Genomic DNA, 15,090 nt, shown 5'->3' on the forward strand with positions numbered 1-15,090 from the left:
TAACGGTTAGACCGCGATCCAAATGTGGGAGGGGGCTTGCCCCCGATAGCGGTGTGTCAGTCGATTCATCAGGTGACTGATTCAGCGCCATCGGGACATCGGTATCTACACAATTCTGGGTATGGCGCAGGACCTGTGGCGAGGGAGCTTGCTCCCGCCGGCGGCCTGACAGCCGACCAGGATGCTGGAGTGGAATGAGTACATATCCGTTGCTGCGGTAACGGCTGTTTATGGTTTCGCTCTTACAGCGACTCACTTTTGGAGAGGCCCAAAAGTAAGCAAAAAGCCTTCGCCCCAACACTCGGCACCTCGCTCACGCTCGGTGTGCCCGTAATCCGACAGGTATTTGGGGGGCCGCCGCCACGCGCCATCCATGGCGCGGGGCGGCTAAACCGGCATCCCTGCCGGTTTACCCCCCAAATCCCTGTCGAATTCCGGCCAGCGTGTTTGACGGGGCGCCTGAGATCAAAAGCGAGATCAAAAGCGAGATCAAGATCAAGAGCGGCTCGCTTCGCATCGTGGTTAGGCTGGTTGCTACAGCGTTGTGTAGATACCTATGTATAAGGAGAGGGGCATCAGTCGTAGATGACTTTCTTCTTCCACTCGGCGTCGGCGTCGACCACTTTGAGGCCTTCGGTCAGTTCGTTGACTTCGTCTTCGGCCGGCTTGCTGTTGGTCAGCACCGTGGAGTTGGCGCGGGCCAGTTGGCCTTCCAGCTGTTGCAGCTGTGCGCTGTAGATGACCGGTTCAGGCTGTTTGCGCAGGTACTGCACGCCACGTTCGAAGGCCAGGCGCGCCTGGCCTGGCTGGCCTTGTTGCAGGGCGTGCTGGCCGAGGTTGTTGAAGAACTCGATATGCAGCAACACCAGGATATGGCGGATTTCCTTGATCCAGTGCTTGGCTTCGTTGGCCGGCAGGAAACCGTCTTGTGCGGCGCGGGTGACCTGACCATGTAGGGCTTCGAGCAGGAAGCGCACGTCCTTGGCCTTGGCTTCGGTCTGGATCGGCGCGGGTGGGTTGTTCACCGGGATCGATTCGCCCTGAGCCACCAGCGTATTGAGTTCGGCGATGCGGGCCTTGATGGGGGCGCTGGTCTTGTTGAGGTTCAACAGGCGCTGGTTGACGTTGAGTTCCAGTCGGGTAAGCAACAACTTGAGCGCCGGGGACATCAACTGGCCGGGGAAGGTCTCGGTGATTTCACCGCAACGGCGCAGGCGATCGTTAAGCTCGATCTCGGTGCGCTTCTTTTCCAGCTTGTTGTTTTCCACCACGTGGTTCATATAGCCAATGGCGATCAGTATTACGATCCCGGCTATTACCAGCAGGGTGATCATGAGTGGTGTCACCGGTGTGACCTCTTTATAGGGTTTACAGTGGAGTGTAGTGACTGGGCCATCCGGCGGATAGGGCTGATCGACCAGTTGCCCAGGTAGTTTGCTTCTCTATAGATAGGCGTCCGTTAAATGGATGCACATTGCCATCATTTGTCGGAGCGAACTATAGCGCCTTGTCGGACGCCAGAATATAGGCGCCAAAGCCTGGGCGGGCACAATCCTCCCATAAGCCCGGAAAGCAGGGCGAAGTCATTGATTTAAATAAATTTATCCTTGGGGGTTGACGACCTTTCAATCCATCCATAGAATGCGCGCCACTTACAGCGTAAAGCACACAGCGAAACGCGGTAGGGAGTGAATGTTGTACGTGTGTCCCCTTCGTCTAGTGGCCTAGGACACCGCCCTTTCACGGCGGTAACAGGGGTTCGAGTCCCCTAGGGGACGCCAATATGCGGGAATAGCTCAGTTGGTAGAGCACGACCTTGCCAAGGTCGGGGTCGCGAGTTCGAGTCTCGTTTCCCGCTCCAAATTTAAGCGGTATTGCCTTCGGGTGGTACTGAGTGAAACCAGGGCATAATCTTCGGATTTAATCTCTGGACACTGAAATACACACCATGTGTTTCAGTTGTGTGTCCCCTTCGTCTAGTGGCCTAGGACACCGCCCTTTCACGGCGGTAACAGGGGTTCGAGTCCCCTAGGGGACGCCATTTGCGGGAATAGCTCAGTTGGTAGAGCACGACCTTGCCAAGGTCGGGGTCGCGAGTTCGAGTCTCGTTTCCCGCTCCATATTCAACGAAAACGCCGATCAGTGATGATCGGCGTTTTTGTTTGCGTTGGATTTATGCCGGACGAAAAAAAACGCCATCGCGACGGGCTCATTCGGCTATCAGAGCTTCGGCAACTGCCCGATACGCCCCATCATTTCAGTAACGATCTGCAGGTCCAGCAAGAACTGGTCGACGGTCTTGAACTCTTTATTGGTGTGGCCGGTGTACTTAACGTCGAGCCTGGCCAGGCCGAACTGCACGCCATTGGGCAGGTCATGCACGGAGGTTGAGCCGGCAGAGGCGCCGAATTTTCGCGGCATGTCGAGGTTTTCGCTGGCGACGTCCAGCAACGCCTTGACCCACTCACCCTCAGGGTCGCGGAGCATCGGTTCGGTCATCAAGTAGTCCACGTCCATTGCAATGGCGTTCTTCGTGCTCCAGGCGCCCAACTTGTCGGCAATCTCGGCTTTCAGCACGTCCAAGCGTTTTCCCTTTGGTACGCGTAGGTTGACCGTCAGCGTGAAGGTCTTTTCATCCATGCCGATAAAGGTCAGTGATGTAGTCAGAGGCCCCATGAATGCATCCGAAAAGCCAATACCCAGTTTGCCTCCCAGGTAATCCAGCCCCCAGTTGTCGGCAGCGTAGCGCGCGGCATCGGAAATAGGGTTTTGCTTGAGTGCGATGTTCCCGTCCAGGCTGTGGATGAAGCCCAACATCCTGGCGACGGGGTTCACACCGGATTCGGGTTCTGATGAATGCGCAGACACGCCGGTAACGGTCAGTTGGACTTCCTTGCCGATGACTTGGGCGATTACGTTGAAATTATCGCCATTGCGCCTCGCATATTCGTTACCCGCCTTTTGCAGGCGGGCTGCCAATTCAATCGGATTTTCCCCCACCAGTATGGCAACCGAGGTCAGCGGGATCTGGTTGGCGGCGAGGCCTCCGGTCATGGAGATGATTTCGGCGCCGTCGCCCTGTGCAGTACGTCGGGCAAAGTTCGCGGTGACAGTGCCATAGCCTTTCTCGGCAATGACCACCGGATAACCGCCATCCAGAGCCACGTTGTAGTGGGGCGTCGGGTTGCGTTCAAAGTAGTAGGCGATTGCATCGCCGGCGATTTCCTCAGTGGTATCGACCAGCAGCTTGAAGTTTCTCGCCAGCGGTAGCCGCTCCTCCTGGATGACCTTCATGGCGTAGAGCGCCACCACGATGCCGTTCTTGTCATCTTCCGTGCCTCGGCCATACAAGCGGTTGCCGACCTGGGAGACCTTGAAGGGGTCAAGCCGGGTGCCGTCTTCCAATACCCAGTCCTGCGGATTGGCAGGCACGACGTCGGCATGCGCGTGAATGCCCACGATTTCATCGCCGGTGCCGTTGAGCGAGACCTCGAAAACACGGTTGTCGATGTTGCGAAAGGAGAGGTTGAATGATTCTGCCAACGTCTTGAGTGTGTTGCCCATCTTGATGAATTCGGGGTTATCGTGCTGGGCAACACCCTCCACACGAAAGGTCGGAATGGCCACCAGTTCGCGCAGGGTGCCCATGGCGGCGTCGCCGTACTTCAATCGGGCATAGAGGCCAAGCAGGCGATGAATCTGGTTTTGCTGCGCGGTGGAAAGTGCCTTGCCGTCAAGGAAACCGCTGATTGCCGCGCCGAGGTCGCTGCTCATGGGGGGGGCACTCACGCCCAGCTGTCTCAGGAACTCACGGAAGTCAGTGGGCGATGTCTCACTGAAGTGCGTGAGGATGGCGCGGCTTTGTTGCGGGGAAATATTGGCCTGTACGGGCAGGGTGAATGCTGCAAGGGGGGCTAGCAGGGCAGCGATGAGCAGGTGCTTAAGTGATGACTTCATTGTTGTGGCACTCCTATCTTCGTAGGCAGTTGAGGTTGCCTGCCGAAGCTAACACCGTGAGGTAGAAGGAGAGCTGCTCAAAACAAAATGAGATATTTCCTACGAGCGTCTTACCCATGCAAAAACGCCGCTCGGTCACGGGCGGCGTTTTTGTGTGTGCGCAGCCAGGCAGCCAACGCGATGGACCCGCCAGGACGGCGGATCCGAGGGGGCTCAGAGCTTCGGCAATTGCCCGATGCGGCCCATCATTTCGGTAACGATCTGCAGGTCCAGCAAGAACTGGTCGACGGTCTTGAACTCGTTGTCGGTGTGCCCGGTGTATTTCACTTCCGGGCGCGCCAGGCCGAATTGCACGCCGTTGGGCAATTCATGCACGGAGGTCGCACCGGCCGAAGTGCCGAACTTGTGTTCCATGCCCAGGTTTTCGCTGGCCACCGCCAATAGGGCTTTGACCCATTCACCTTCCGGGTTGCGGTACATCGGCTCGGCGATCGAGTAGGTGAAGTCCACGTTGACCTTGGTTTTCTTGTCCCAGGCGCTCAGTTTGTCGGCAATCTCGGCCTTGAGCTTTTCCGGGGATTTTCCCTTCGGCACGCGCAGGTTCACCGCCAGCTTGAACGCTTTGTCATCCAGGCCGACAAACGTCAGCGAGGTGGTCAGCGGGCCCATGAACGCATCGGAAAAGCCCACGCCCAATTTACCGCCCAAGTAATCCAGCCCCCAGTTGTCGGACGCATACCGTGCGGCATCGGTGATGTGGTTGTGCTTGAGGGCGATCTTGCCGTCGAGGCTGTGGATCAGCTCCAGCATGCGCGATACCGGGTTGACTCCGGATTCCGGCTCGGACGAGTGAGCGGACACGCCGGTGACCGTCAGTTTGACGTGCTTGCCGTCGACCTTGGCGGCGACTTCAAAATCACCGCCGTTGCCTTTGGCATATTCAGTCCCGGCCTTTTGCAGGCTGGCGGCCAATTCCGCAGGCTTGTCGCTTACGAACGTGGCAACGGATGCCGACGGAATCTGGTTGGTCGCCATGCCACCGGTCATCGAGATGATTTCCGCGCCTTTGCCTTCACCCTTGCGCCGCGGGAACGTCGCCATCACCGTGCCGTAGCCTTTCTCGGCAATCACCACCGGGTAGCCGCCGTCCAGTGCCAGGTTGTACTGCGGTGTCGGGTTCTTTTCGAAGTAATAGGGAATGGCGTCGCCGGAGGTTTCCTCTGTGGTGTCCACCAGCAGCTTGAAGTTGCGCGCCAGCGGCAGCTTCTCTTCCTTGATCACCTTCATGGCATACATGGCCACCACGATGCCGTTCTTGTCATCCTCGGTGCCCCGGCCGTACATGCGGTCGCCGATCAGCGTGACTTTGAACGGGTCGAGTTGGGTGCCGTCCTTCAGCACCCAATTCTCCGGTGTCACCGGCACCACATCGGCGTGGGCGTGGATGCCGACGACTTCGTCGCCGCTGCCTTCCAAGGAGATTTCGTACACGCGGTTATCGATATTGCGGAAGTTCAGGTTAAAGGCCTTGGCCAAGTCCTGGATCTTGCCGGCGATCTTGATGAATTCCGGGTTTTTGTACTGTGGTAGACCGTCCACGTTAAAGGTCGGGATTTCCACCAGCTCGCGCAGCGTCTCAGTGGCGGCCTTGCCGTATTTCACTCGGGTATAGATGCCCAGCAGGCGATTGATTTCGTTCTGCTGGTCGGCGCTCAAGGATTTGTTATCAAGGAAGGCACTGATCGCCGGGCCCACATCGCTGGTTTTGCCCAGATCGCCCTTGGCCAGGGTACCGAGGAAACCCCGAAAGTCGGTGACGGACGTTTCGTTGAAACGCTTGATGATTGCCGTGCTTTGCTCTGCGGTGATGTTGGCGAAAGCGGGGCTGGTGATGGCTGAGAGGCTCGCCGCGAACAGGGTGGCCGCGGCCAGTTGCTTGAGTGGAAAGTGCATTGCTGGAGGCATTCCTTTGCAGGTGGTGAGTAGGGTGTTTCTGATCGAACTGTCAGAAATATTTCCACACACTACCACTCTGAAGGAAAGGGGGGGGAGATCTGAATGAAGGAAATGTCCTGCTTTTCATGCGAAAGCGCCGTTCATTACGAACGGCGTGTTTACCACTTACTGTGGCACCCGATACAAGGTCTGCTTGAATGTTCCATCGGGTCGTGGCTCGGAAGTTACCGACGACAAGGGAGCCACACGCCTGGTAGCGCATCAGCCTTTCCCTGGGAGGGCTCGCTCATCACACACAGATAAGGTGTCGTCTCAGTCGATCTCGTAGCGCACCGACAGCGCGCCCTTTTTCTCCGACATCGCGAGGATGCTGACGCGGCCCAGCTCGCCCAACGTGTGCACATGAGTTCCGCCGCAGGCGTACGCGGGGAGTTCGCCGAAGGCTACTTGGCGGGTGCCGTCTTCCAAGTTCATGTGGCGCGGGTAGTCTGCGGCGATCCATTGGTTGACCTGCTGCTGGATCGTCTCGGCCTCCATCGCCTGCGCGGCTTCGCCACGGATGAAGGTGATCTTGCCTTCGCCGGGCCAGTGATGGGCTTTGATCGGCATCCAGCCCAAGGTTTCACCCACGTTACCGATCAAATGCCCGGCGGAATGCAATCGGCTGTGCAACGCACGGCGCTGTTCATCGACCCTAGCTGTGACTGGGCCAAGCTCCAGCGGGCGGTCGACGTAGTGCACCACGCGATCGGCTTCCTGGGTCACGCGCAGCACTGAACTCTCACCGAGCCAACCCGTATCGAAAGGTTGCCCACCGCCCTGTGGGTGAAAAATCGTCGACTGCAGGATGACCGCAAACTGGCCCTCATGGGGTGTGCAACTCAGCACTTCCAGCTCGGCAGTCAGGTGGTCGTGGGTGAAAAACAGGCGCTCGGTCATGATCTACATCCGCATCAGGGTTCTGCCGGCAGTATAAATAGTGCGTACATCGGTGATAATCCACTCAACTATCAATGGACCTGTGCACCATGAGCATCAATCTACCGTTGTCGCTGTTGGGCGAAATGGCGATTTTCGTCAACGTGGTGGAAGCCGGCAGCTTCTCCGAGGCCGCTCGGCAGATGGGCGCGTCGCCTTCATCGGTGAGTCGCAGTATCTCGCGATTGGAGAAGGCCCTGGCGACACGGTTGCTGCAGCGCACCACGCGCAAGTTGCGCCTGAGCGAGGGCGGGGAAGAGGTGTTCAAGCGTTGCCAGGAGATGGTCAACGCCGCGCATTCGGTGATGGAGATCAGCGGCCAGTTCAATCATGAAGCCGAAGGGCTGGTGCGGGTCAGCGTGCCCAAGGCGGTGGGGCGATTCGTGGTGCACCCGCATATGCCGGAGTTCCTGCGGCGTTATCCCAAGGTGGACGTGCAGCTGATTCTGGAGGATCGGCAGGTGGACATGATTGATGACAATGTCGACCTCAGCATCCGCATCACTGACAGCCCGCCGCCGGGTTTGGTCGGTCGGCAGTTGTTACCCATCGAGCATCTGTTGTGTGCGACGCCGCAGTATTTGGCGGAGCACGGTACGCCGAGCCACCCCCATGATTTGCTGGAACACAGTTGCATCTATCTGGGAGAAACGCCGGGGGATTCCCGCTGGAAATTTCGCCAGGCCGGCAAGGCTGTGACGGTCTCAGTGCGCGGGCGGTATGCGGCGAACCACACCGGTGTGCGGCTGGATGCGGTGTTGCAGCATGTGGGGATTGGCAGCTTGCCGTACTTTACGGCGCGGCATGCATTGGAGGAGGGGCGGTTGGTGCAGGTGTTGCCGGCGTGGGACTTTATTGCGTCTTACCATGGCGAGGCGTGGTTGCTGCATTCACCCACGCGGTATTTGCCGCCGAAGTTGCGGGTGTTTATCGATTATCTGGTGGCGTGTATGGCGCGCGAACCGACACTGCGTGGGGTGAGCGGGCTTGTGGAATCGTCGCACGGCCCGCGCTTGGGTTCGAAGCGGCCCTAGAACAGGCAACTGAGATCTGACTAGGTGTTGGCAATGGGGCTGCTACGCAGCCCAGCGCGGGGCAAGCCCGCTCACGGCAGTAAGCCGCGACGTGATGTTCTGCTGATCAGTGCTTGCTCTGGTCGTCCGGCATGGCCAGCAGCTGTTTTTCCTGGTTCCAGTCGAACGGTTCGTCGTTCTGTTCGGCTTCGAAGCGACGTTCTTCCAGGGCCTGGTACAGGTCCAGTTCTTCATCGGGCATGAAGTGCAGGCAGTCACCACCAAAGAACCACAGCAGGTCGCGCGGCACCAGGTGGGCAATTTGCGGGTAGCGCAGGATGACCTGGCTCATCAGGTCCTGGCCCAGGTACTGGCTTTCGATCGGGTCGATCGGCAGCAGGGCGCGCAATTCGTCGAAGCGCTCCAGGAACAGCGAATGGCTTTCCTCGGGCACCTGTTCGGCTTCGCCGACGGCAACCAGGATGCTGCGCAAATGGTCGAGCAAGACGAGATGATCGGCAACGACGTTGGACACGAGATAAGTCCTCTAAAGCAAAAACGGGCGCGAGAGTATATGCCTCTCGCGCCCGTATTTATATGACCGCCTGTATCAGCGGACTTTACCCTCAGCCTGGGTCAGCTCTTCCTTGCTGAAATCATCCACGTCGATCACCTTGCGCCGCGCTGCTTCAGCGTCACGCAGGGTTTGCGCTTCGGCGGGTTGCAGCACGCCGGCGTGCAGGGCCGCATCGATGGCGTGTTCCCCGGCCGTCGGTTTGACCTGGCCGCTTTTGAGCGCGCTGTGCAGTTTCTTCTGCAGCGGATGGCTGGCGCCGAGCAGGTCGTAGGCATGTTGCAGGGCGCCCACCGGGTCTTCCACGGACTGCGGGCGGTAGCAGCCGGCCAGCAACTCTTCCAGGGTCGGATCGCCTTTGGCGCGGCCGATCACCGCCGCCACTTCGGCATCCAGCGCATCGGACGGCCCGGTATGGCGACGCCCGAACGGGAACACGATGACCCGCAGCAGGCAGCCCAGTACCTTGTTCGGGAAGTTGCTGAGCAGTTCATCCAGGGCACGTTCCGATTCGCCGAGGCTTTCTTCCATGGCCCAGGCGAACAGCGGTTCCAGGTGGTCCGGTGAGTCCAGGTCGTGATAACGCTTGAGTGCCGCCGAGGCCAGGTACATATGGCTCAGCACATCACCCAAGCGTGCCGACAGGCGTTCGCGGCGCTTCAACTCGCCACCCAGCAGCATCATGCTCAAGTCGGCCAGCAGCGCGAACGCGGCAGCCTGACGGTTGAGTGCGCGGAAATAACCCTGGCTCAAACGGTTGCCCGGCGCCTTCTCGAAATGACCCACGCCGAGGTTCAGCACCAAGGTGCTGGCGGCGTTGCTCACGGCGAAGCCGATGTGTTGCATCAACAGACCATCGAATTCCTTCAGCGCCTGATCATGGTCTTCGCGACCGGCCAGGGCCATTTCCTTGAGCACGAACGGATGGCAACGGATCGCGCCCTGGCCGAAGATCATCAGGTTGCGCGAGAGGATATTCGCGCCTTCAACGGTGATGAAGATCGGCGCGCCTTGCCAGCTGCGACCCAGGTAGTTGTTCGGGCCCATGATGATGCCCTTGCCGCCGTGCACGTCCATGGCGTGGCTGATGCACTCGCGACCGCGCTCGGTCAGGTGGTACTTGAGGATCGCAGACAGCACCGAGGGTTTTTCCCCCAGGTCCACGGCATTGGCGGTGAGCATGCGCGCACTGTCCATCAGCCAGGCGTTGCCGCCAATACGCGCAAGCGCTTCCTGGATACCCTCGAAGGCCGACAGAGGCACATTGAATTGCTCGCGCACCTGGGCGTATTGGCCGGTCACCAGGCTGGTGAACTTGGCCGCGCCGGTGCCGACCGCAGGCAGGGAAATCGAACGGCCCACGGAGAGGCAGTTCATCAGCATCATCCAGCCCTTGCCGAGCATTTCCTGGCCGCCGATCAGGAACTCCAGGGGAATGAACACATCCTTGCCGGAATTGGGACCGTTCATGAACGCGGCGCCCAGGGGCAGGTGGCGACGGCCGATTTCTACACCCGGGGTGTCGGTCGGGATGAGCGCCAGGCTGATGCCCAGGTCTTCCTCTTCGCCCAGCAGGTGGTCCGGGTCATGGGCCTTGAAGGCCAGGCCCAGCAGCGTCGCGACCGGGCCGAGAGTGATGTAGCGTTTTTCCCAGTTCAGGCGCAGGCCGAGGGTTTCCTTGCCTTCCCATTCACCTTTGCAGATCACGCCGGTGTCGGGCATGGCGCCGGCATCGGAGCCGGCCAGCGGGCCGGTGAGGGCAAAGCAGGGGATGTCATCGCCACGGGCCAGGCGCGGCAGGTAATGGTTACGCTGTTCGTCGGTGCCGTAGTGCAGCAGCAGCTCGGCCGGGCCGAGGGAGTTGGGCACCATCACGGTCGAGGCCAGGTCGCCGCTGCGGGTGGCGAGCTTCATTGCGACCTGGGAGTGGGCATAGGCGGAGAAGCCCTTGCCGCCATATTCCTTGGGAATGATCAGGGCGAAGAAACCGTGAGTCTTGATGTGTTCCCAGGCAGCGGGCGGCAGGTCCATGGCCTGGCCGATTTCCCAGTCGCTGACCATGGCACAGAGTTCTTCGGTCGGGCCGTCGATAAACGCCTGTTCTTCTTCGGTCAGTTGGACCTTGGGGTAGGCCAGCAACTTGTCCCAATCGGGGCGACCACTGAACAGCTCGCCGTCCCACCACACGGTGCCGGCGTCGATGGCGTCGCGCTCGGTCTCGGACATCGGCGGCAGGACTTTCTGGAACCAACTGAACAGCGGCTTGGTGAAGTATTGGCGGCGCAGGTCGGGGAGCAGCAGCGGCGCGGGGACAACGGCAATCAACACCCAGAAGATCAGCAGCAGCCAACCCGGTGCGTGGCTCCAGGCACCCATCGCCAGCAGATAGACAGCCACCACACCCAGGGCGGGCAGGGGGGCGACGCGGCGGTGCGCGAGGTAGGCAATGCCGACCACCAGAACCAGTATCCACAACAACAGCATATTCAATCCTCCGTGAAACCAGGGGCGAAACCACCAGGGAGCTTAGTCGGCATCCGAGCAAGCGGGGTGATCAGGGTGTTACAAGTTGTACTGGGAGCACCTGGCAGCAGGCGCCGACATTTGGCCGAATCGTCGTTATCTCTGTGGCAGACCTGTCGTTAAACTCCAGGCTTCCCCCGGAGATCACGCTCATGGATACGTACCTGAGTCCCAGCCGCTTCATCGATAGTGACCACCCTGCGGTGGTGGAGTTCGCCGAAAAACATCGCGGAACCCGCGCGGCTGCAAGTGACCAGGCAGTCAGCCTTTACTATGCCGTGCGTGAGGCGATTCGCTACAACCCCTACACCTTCAGCCGTGATCCCGACACCTTGAACGCCAGCTTCGCCCTGGCCACCGGCGAAAGCTATTGTGTGCCCAAGGCCACCTTGCTTGCCGCATGCGCCCGCCACTGCGGTATCCCGGCGCGCATCGGCCTGGCGGACGTGCGCAATCATTTATCGACGCCGCGCCTGCTCGCCTTGCTCAAGAGTGATGTGTTCGCCATGCACGGCTACACCGAACTGTACCTGCATGATCGTTGGGTCAAGGCCACGCCCGCGTTCAACCAGCAACTGTGCGATGTGTTCGATGTACCGCCGCTGGCGTTCGACGGGATCAACGACAGTGTCTTCCACGCGTTCAACCGCCAGGGCCAGCGTTCGATGGAATACATCATCGACCACGGGCAATTTCCTGACGTGCCCGAGGCGTTTTTCTTCGCCCATATCCGGCAGTGTTACCCGCACCTGTTTGCCGAGGACATGCCGACCCTGCTGGGTGATCTGCAGAGCGATTTAAGCCGCGCGTGAACCGGCGTATGCTGCTGCGTTCATCCAGCCATGTTCATCAACAATAAAGGCGCGGTCATGCTGAAAATCTGGGGTCGTAAAAATTCATCAAACGTCAGGAAAGCACTGTGGTGCGCCGAGGAACTCGGCCTGGACTATGAAGCAATTGATGCGGGCGGGGCTTTTGGTGTGGTCGACACGCCGCATTACCGGGCGTTGAACCCCAACGGTCGGGTGCCGATGATCGAGGACGGCGACTTTGTGCTGTGGGAGTCCAACACCATCGTGCGCTACCTCTGCGCCAAGCAGGCTTCGAGCTGGTATCCCGGTGACCTGAAGGCCCGCGCCAGCGCGGAAAAGTGGATGGACTGGACCACCTCGACCTTCGCTGAACCGTTCAAGATCGTGTTCTGGGGCGTGCTGCGCACCCCTGCGGAAAAACAGAACTGGGACAGCATCCGCGCCGGTCGCCAGGCCTGTATCGATGTGCTCAAGACGGTTGATCAGGCACTCGCCACACAGCCGTATCTGTCGGGTGAAGAGATCGGCATGGGCGATATCCCCTTGGGCAGCTTCATCTACGCCTGGTTTGAAATGCCTATCGAACGGCCTGCAATGCCCCATCTAGAGGCCTGGTACCAGCGCCTGCAACAACGGCCGGCCTACCGCAAAGCGGTGATGACTGCGTTGACTTAATACCCACTATTAATACGGGTGACTGTACTTGTGCGGCGCGGGCAAGCACCATGCCCGTCATGCGCCGCCGTTGAACTACCTGGGCTGCGCCCTCATCTACTCTTTCTATTCCCTTCTTTTGGTGCGTAATCCGATATGAGTTCCGCTCTGTCCATCCGGCAGCTAACCAAAACCTACGGCAACGGTTTCCAGGCCCTGAGTGGTATCGATCTGGACGTTGCCGAAGGTGACTTCTTCGCCTTGCTCGGCCCTAACGGCGCCGGCAAGTCCACCACCATCGGTATCCTCTCCACGCTGGTCAACAAGACCAGCGGCACGGTGAATATCTTCGGCCATGACCTGGACAAATCCCCGGCGGCGCTCAAGCGTTCGATCGGCGTGGTGCCCCAGGAATTCAACTTCAACCAGTTTGAAAAGACCTTCGATATTGTTGTGACCCAGGCGGGCTACTACGGCATTCCGGCGAAAGTCGCCAAGGAACGCGCCGAGCAGTACCTGACCCAGTTGGGCCTGTGGGACAAGCGCGATGTGCCTTCGCGTTCGTTGTCCGGCGGCATGAAACGCCGCCTGATGATCGCCCGCGCACTGGTGCACGAGCCACGCCTGCTGATTCTCGATGAGCCCACCGCCGGCGTGGACATCGAACTGCGCCGTTCGATGTGGACCTTTCTCACCGAGTTGAACGAGAAGGGCATCACCATCATCCTCACCACCCATTACCTGGAAGAGGCTGAGCAGCTGTGCCGCAACATCGGCATCATCGACCACGGCACCATCGTCGAGAACACCAGCATGCGTAACCTGCTGGGCCAGTTGCATGTGGAAACCTTTTTGCTCGACCTGAAGAACAACCTGTCGGTGCCGCCGCAATTGCTCGGCTACCCGAGCCGTCTTGTCGACAGCCACACCCTGGAAGTGCAGGTGGACAAAGCCATGGGCATCACCGCGTTGTTCACGCAGTTGGCGACCCAGAACATCGAAGTGCTGAGCCTGCGCAATAAAACCAATCGCCTTGAGGAGTTGTTCGTGTCCCTGGTGGAGAAAAATCTGGCGAAGGTGGCGGTATGAGTTCCGAACTGCAACCCAACCTCGTCGCGCTGCAAACCATCGTTTATCGCGAAGTGAAACGCTTTACCCGGATCTGGCCGCAGACCCTGCTGCCGCCCGCGATCACCATGGTCTTGTACTTCGTAATCTTCGGTAACCTGATCGGCCGGCAGATCGGCGACATGGGTGGCTTCACCTACATGGAGTACATCGTGCCGGGCCTGATCATGATGTCGGTGATCACCAACTCCTACGGCAACGTGGTCTCCAGCTTCTTCGGCAGCAAGTTCCAGCGCTCCATCGAAGAACTGATGGTGTCGCCGGTCTCGCCTCACACCATCCTGATCGGCTACACCTTGGGTGGCGTGCTGCGTGGTTTGATGGTCGGCGTGATCGTGACCCTGCTGTCGCTGTTCTTCACGCACCTGCAGGTGCATCACCTCGGGGTCACCATTCTGGTGGTGGTGCTGACGGCGACGATCTTCTCGTTGCTGGGCTTCATCAACGCCGTGTTTGCACGCAACTTCGATGATATTTCGATCATCCCGACGTTCGTGCTGACGCCGCTGACCTACCTGGGCGGGGTGTTCTACTCCATCACCCTGCTGCCACCGTTCTGGCAGACCGTGTCGTTGGCCAACCCGGTGTTGCACATGGTCAACGCCTTCCGCTACGGCATCCTGGGCGTGTCGGACATCAAGATCAGCGTGGCGATCACGTTCATGTTGGTGGCGACCGTGGTGCTGTACATCGGCTGTGCGAAGCTGCTGGTGAGCGGGCGCGGGATGCGTACCTGACTCAACGGATGTACGTGGTCAAAAATGTGGGAGGGGGCTCGCTCCCGATAGCAGTGGATCAGTCAGTGCATGAGTGACTGACAGATCGCTATCGGGGGCAAGCCCCCTCCCACATTTGTATTGGCGTAACGTCAGGAATTGAGTGCCAGTTCGATCAGCCCATGCAGCGCTTCCACTGTCAGCGGCTCGGTCGAGAACAGAATGCGAAACACTGTGGGCGCTGCGATCAGGTTGATCAAATGGTCCACGCTCGGTGGCGCCGGGTCCGGATAGCGATCGACAATCGCCTGCAACTGCCCACTCAAGATGCTCACGCAGTACCCCGGCGTGATCATGCACTGCAGGTCGCGCATCATGTTGCGCCCCGGCTCCGAACTCATTTCATCCAGGTATTGCTCGGCCCAGGCCTGCAAATCGCCGCGCAGGCTGCCGGTGTTGGCCGGCTCGCTGTCGGGTCGCATGCGTGCCAGGGCCACGTCCGCGAGCAGCACCGAGAGGTCGCCCCAGCGTCGGTAGATGGTCGACGGTGTGACGCCTGCGCGCGCGGCAATCATCGGCACGGTGACGCTGGAACGCTCATGGGTTTCCAGCAGTTCACGCACCGCCGAATGGACGGATTCTTGTACCCGGGCACTGCGGCCCCCCGGGCGAAGGCCTTCTTTTATCGCCATGTTTGTGACCTTAACACAAAGAATTTGCTTTAAGCGCTGACGGGTAGCACACTCTGCAAAAGCAAAATCTTAGCTTTAGCGGAGCGT

Annotated in this window: 12 protein-coding genes and 4 tRNA genes; 9 read left to right on the top strand and 7 right to left on the bottom strand. The window is 59.5% G+C overall.

Annotation, left to right across the window (positions count from 1 at the left end; all coding sequences use genetic code 11):
• Positions 1–575: 575 nt before the first annotated feature.
• Positions 576–1,346, bottom strand: a complete 771-nt coding sequence (locus tag BM403_RS29415) for a hypothetical protein (protein WP_012723124.1) — start codon at positions 1,344–1,346, stop codon at positions 576–578.
• Between the two features lie 359 nt (positions 1,347–1,705).
• Between BM403_RS29415 and BM403_RS29420 the strand changes: the two genes are divergently transcribed.
• The 4 genes from BM403_RS29420 (at position 1,706) to BM403_RS29435 (ending at position 2,120) form a co-directional block, all read left to right on the top strand.
• Positions 1,706–1,781, top strand: a tRNA-Glu gene (locus BM403_RS29420).
• A 4-nt stretch (positions 1,782–1,785) separates the two neighbouring features.
• A tRNA-Gly gene (locus BM403_RS29425) sits at positions 1,786–1,861 on the top strand.
• Positions 1,862–1,965: 104 nt separating this feature from the next.
• Positions 1,966–2,041, top strand: a tRNA-Glu gene (locus BM403_RS29430).
• Positions 2,042–2,044: 3 nt separating this feature from the next.
• Positions 2,045–2,120 (top strand) — tRNA-Gly (locus BM403_RS29435).
• A gap of 100 nt (positions 2,121–2,220) precedes the next feature.
• Here the strand turns inward: BM403_RS29435 and BM403_RS29440 are convergent.
• The 3 genes from BM403_RS29440 to BM403_RS29450 all read right to left on the bottom strand — a co-directional run bounded on the left by BM403_RS29440 (position 2,221) and on the right by BM403_RS29450 (position 6,852).
• On the bottom strand, positions 2,221–3,957 hold the full coding sequence (locus BM403_RS29440; protein WP_093546625.1) for a dipeptidase: 1,737 nt from the start codon (positions 3,955–3,957) through the stop codon (positions 2,221–2,223).
• 213 nt (positions 3,958–4,170) lie between these two features.
• Positions 4,171–5,910 carry a dipeptidase gene (locus tag BM403_RS29445; protein WP_046036831.1) on the bottom strand — a complete coding sequence of 580 codons (1,740 nt, stop codon included), beginning with the start codon at positions 5,908–5,910 and terminating at the stop codon, positions 4,171–4,173.
• A 315-nt stretch (positions 5,911–6,225) separates the two neighbouring features.
• Positions 6,226–6,852: an alanyl-tRNA editing protein gene (locus BM403_RS29450; RefSeq protein ID WP_093546628.1), complete on the bottom strand. Its 627-nt coding sequence runs from the start codon at positions 6,850–6,852 to the stop codon at positions 6,226–6,228.
• Between the two features lie 89 nt (positions 6,853–6,941).
• On the opposite strand from BM403_RS29450, the gene BM403_RS29455 reads away from it, so the two are divergent.
• The gene (locus BM403_RS29455; protein WP_093546631.1) at positions 6,942–7,925 is read left to right on the top strand and encodes a LysR family transcriptional regulator; all 984 of its coding nucleotides are present in this window, start codon (positions 6,942–6,944) and stop codon (positions 7,923–7,925) included.
• A 106-nt stretch (positions 7,926–8,031) separates the two neighbouring features.
• On the opposite strand, the gene BM403_RS29460 is transcribed toward BM403_RS29455, so the two are convergent.
• A complete protein-coding gene (locus BM403_RS29460) occupies positions 8,032–8,439 on the bottom strand; it encodes a PA2817 family protein (protein WP_010211653.1) in 408 nt (135 codons plus the stop codon).
• A gap of 75 nt (positions 8,440–8,514) precedes the next feature.
• Entirely contained in the window at positions 8,515–10,962 is a 2,448-nt protein-coding gene (locus tag BM403_RS29465; RefSeq protein WP_093546634.1) for an acyl-CoA dehydrogenase, read from the bottom strand.
• 191 nt (positions 10,963–11,153) lie between these two features.
• On the opposite strand from BM403_RS29465, the gene BM403_RS29470 reads away from it, so the two are divergent.
• The 4 genes from BM403_RS29470 (at position 11,154) to BM403_RS29485 (ending at position 14,332) form a co-directional block, all read left to right on the top strand.
• Complete coding sequence (locus BM403_RS29470) at positions 11,154–11,813, top strand: transglutaminase-like domain-containing protein (RefSeq protein ID WP_093546637.1); 660 nt, start codon at positions 11,154–11,156, stop codon at positions 11,811–11,813.
• Between the two features lie 57 nt (positions 11,814–11,870).
• Entirely contained in the window at positions 11,871–12,488 is a 618-nt protein-coding gene (locus BM403_RS29475; protein ID WP_093546690.1) for a glutathione S-transferase family protein, read from the top strand.
• 135 nt (positions 12,489–12,623) lie between these two features.
• The gene (locus BM403_RS29480) at positions 12,624–13,556 is read left to right on the top strand and encodes an ABC transporter ATP-binding protein (protein WP_012723133.1); all 933 of its coding nucleotides are present in this window, start codon (positions 12,624–12,626) and stop codon (positions 13,554–13,556) included.
• Positions 13,553–14,332, top strand: a complete 780-nt coding sequence (locus tag BM403_RS29485; protein ID WP_012723134.1) for an ABC transporter permease — start codon at positions 13,553–13,555, stop codon at positions 14,330–14,332. The genes BM403_RS29480 and BM403_RS29485 overlap by 4 nt, the downstream gene beginning before the upstream one ends.
• A 131-nt stretch (positions 14,333–14,463) precedes the next feature.
• On the opposite strand, the gene BM403_RS29490 is transcribed toward BM403_RS29485, so the two are convergent.
• Positions 14,464–15,003 carry a TetR/AcrR family transcriptional regulator gene (locus BM403_RS29490; protein ID WP_064052279.1) on the bottom strand — a complete coding sequence of 180 codons (540 nt, stop codon included), beginning with the start codon at positions 15,001–15,003 and terminating at the stop codon, positions 14,464–14,466.
• Positions 15,004–15,090 lie beyond the last annotated feature (87 nt).

It is taken from the genome of Pseudomonas sp. OV546 (assembly GCF_900116845.1).
Classification (GTDB): domain Bacteria; phylum Pseudomonadota; class Gammaproteobacteria; order Pseudomonadales; family Pseudomonadaceae; genus Aquipseudomonas; species Aquipseudomonas petroselini.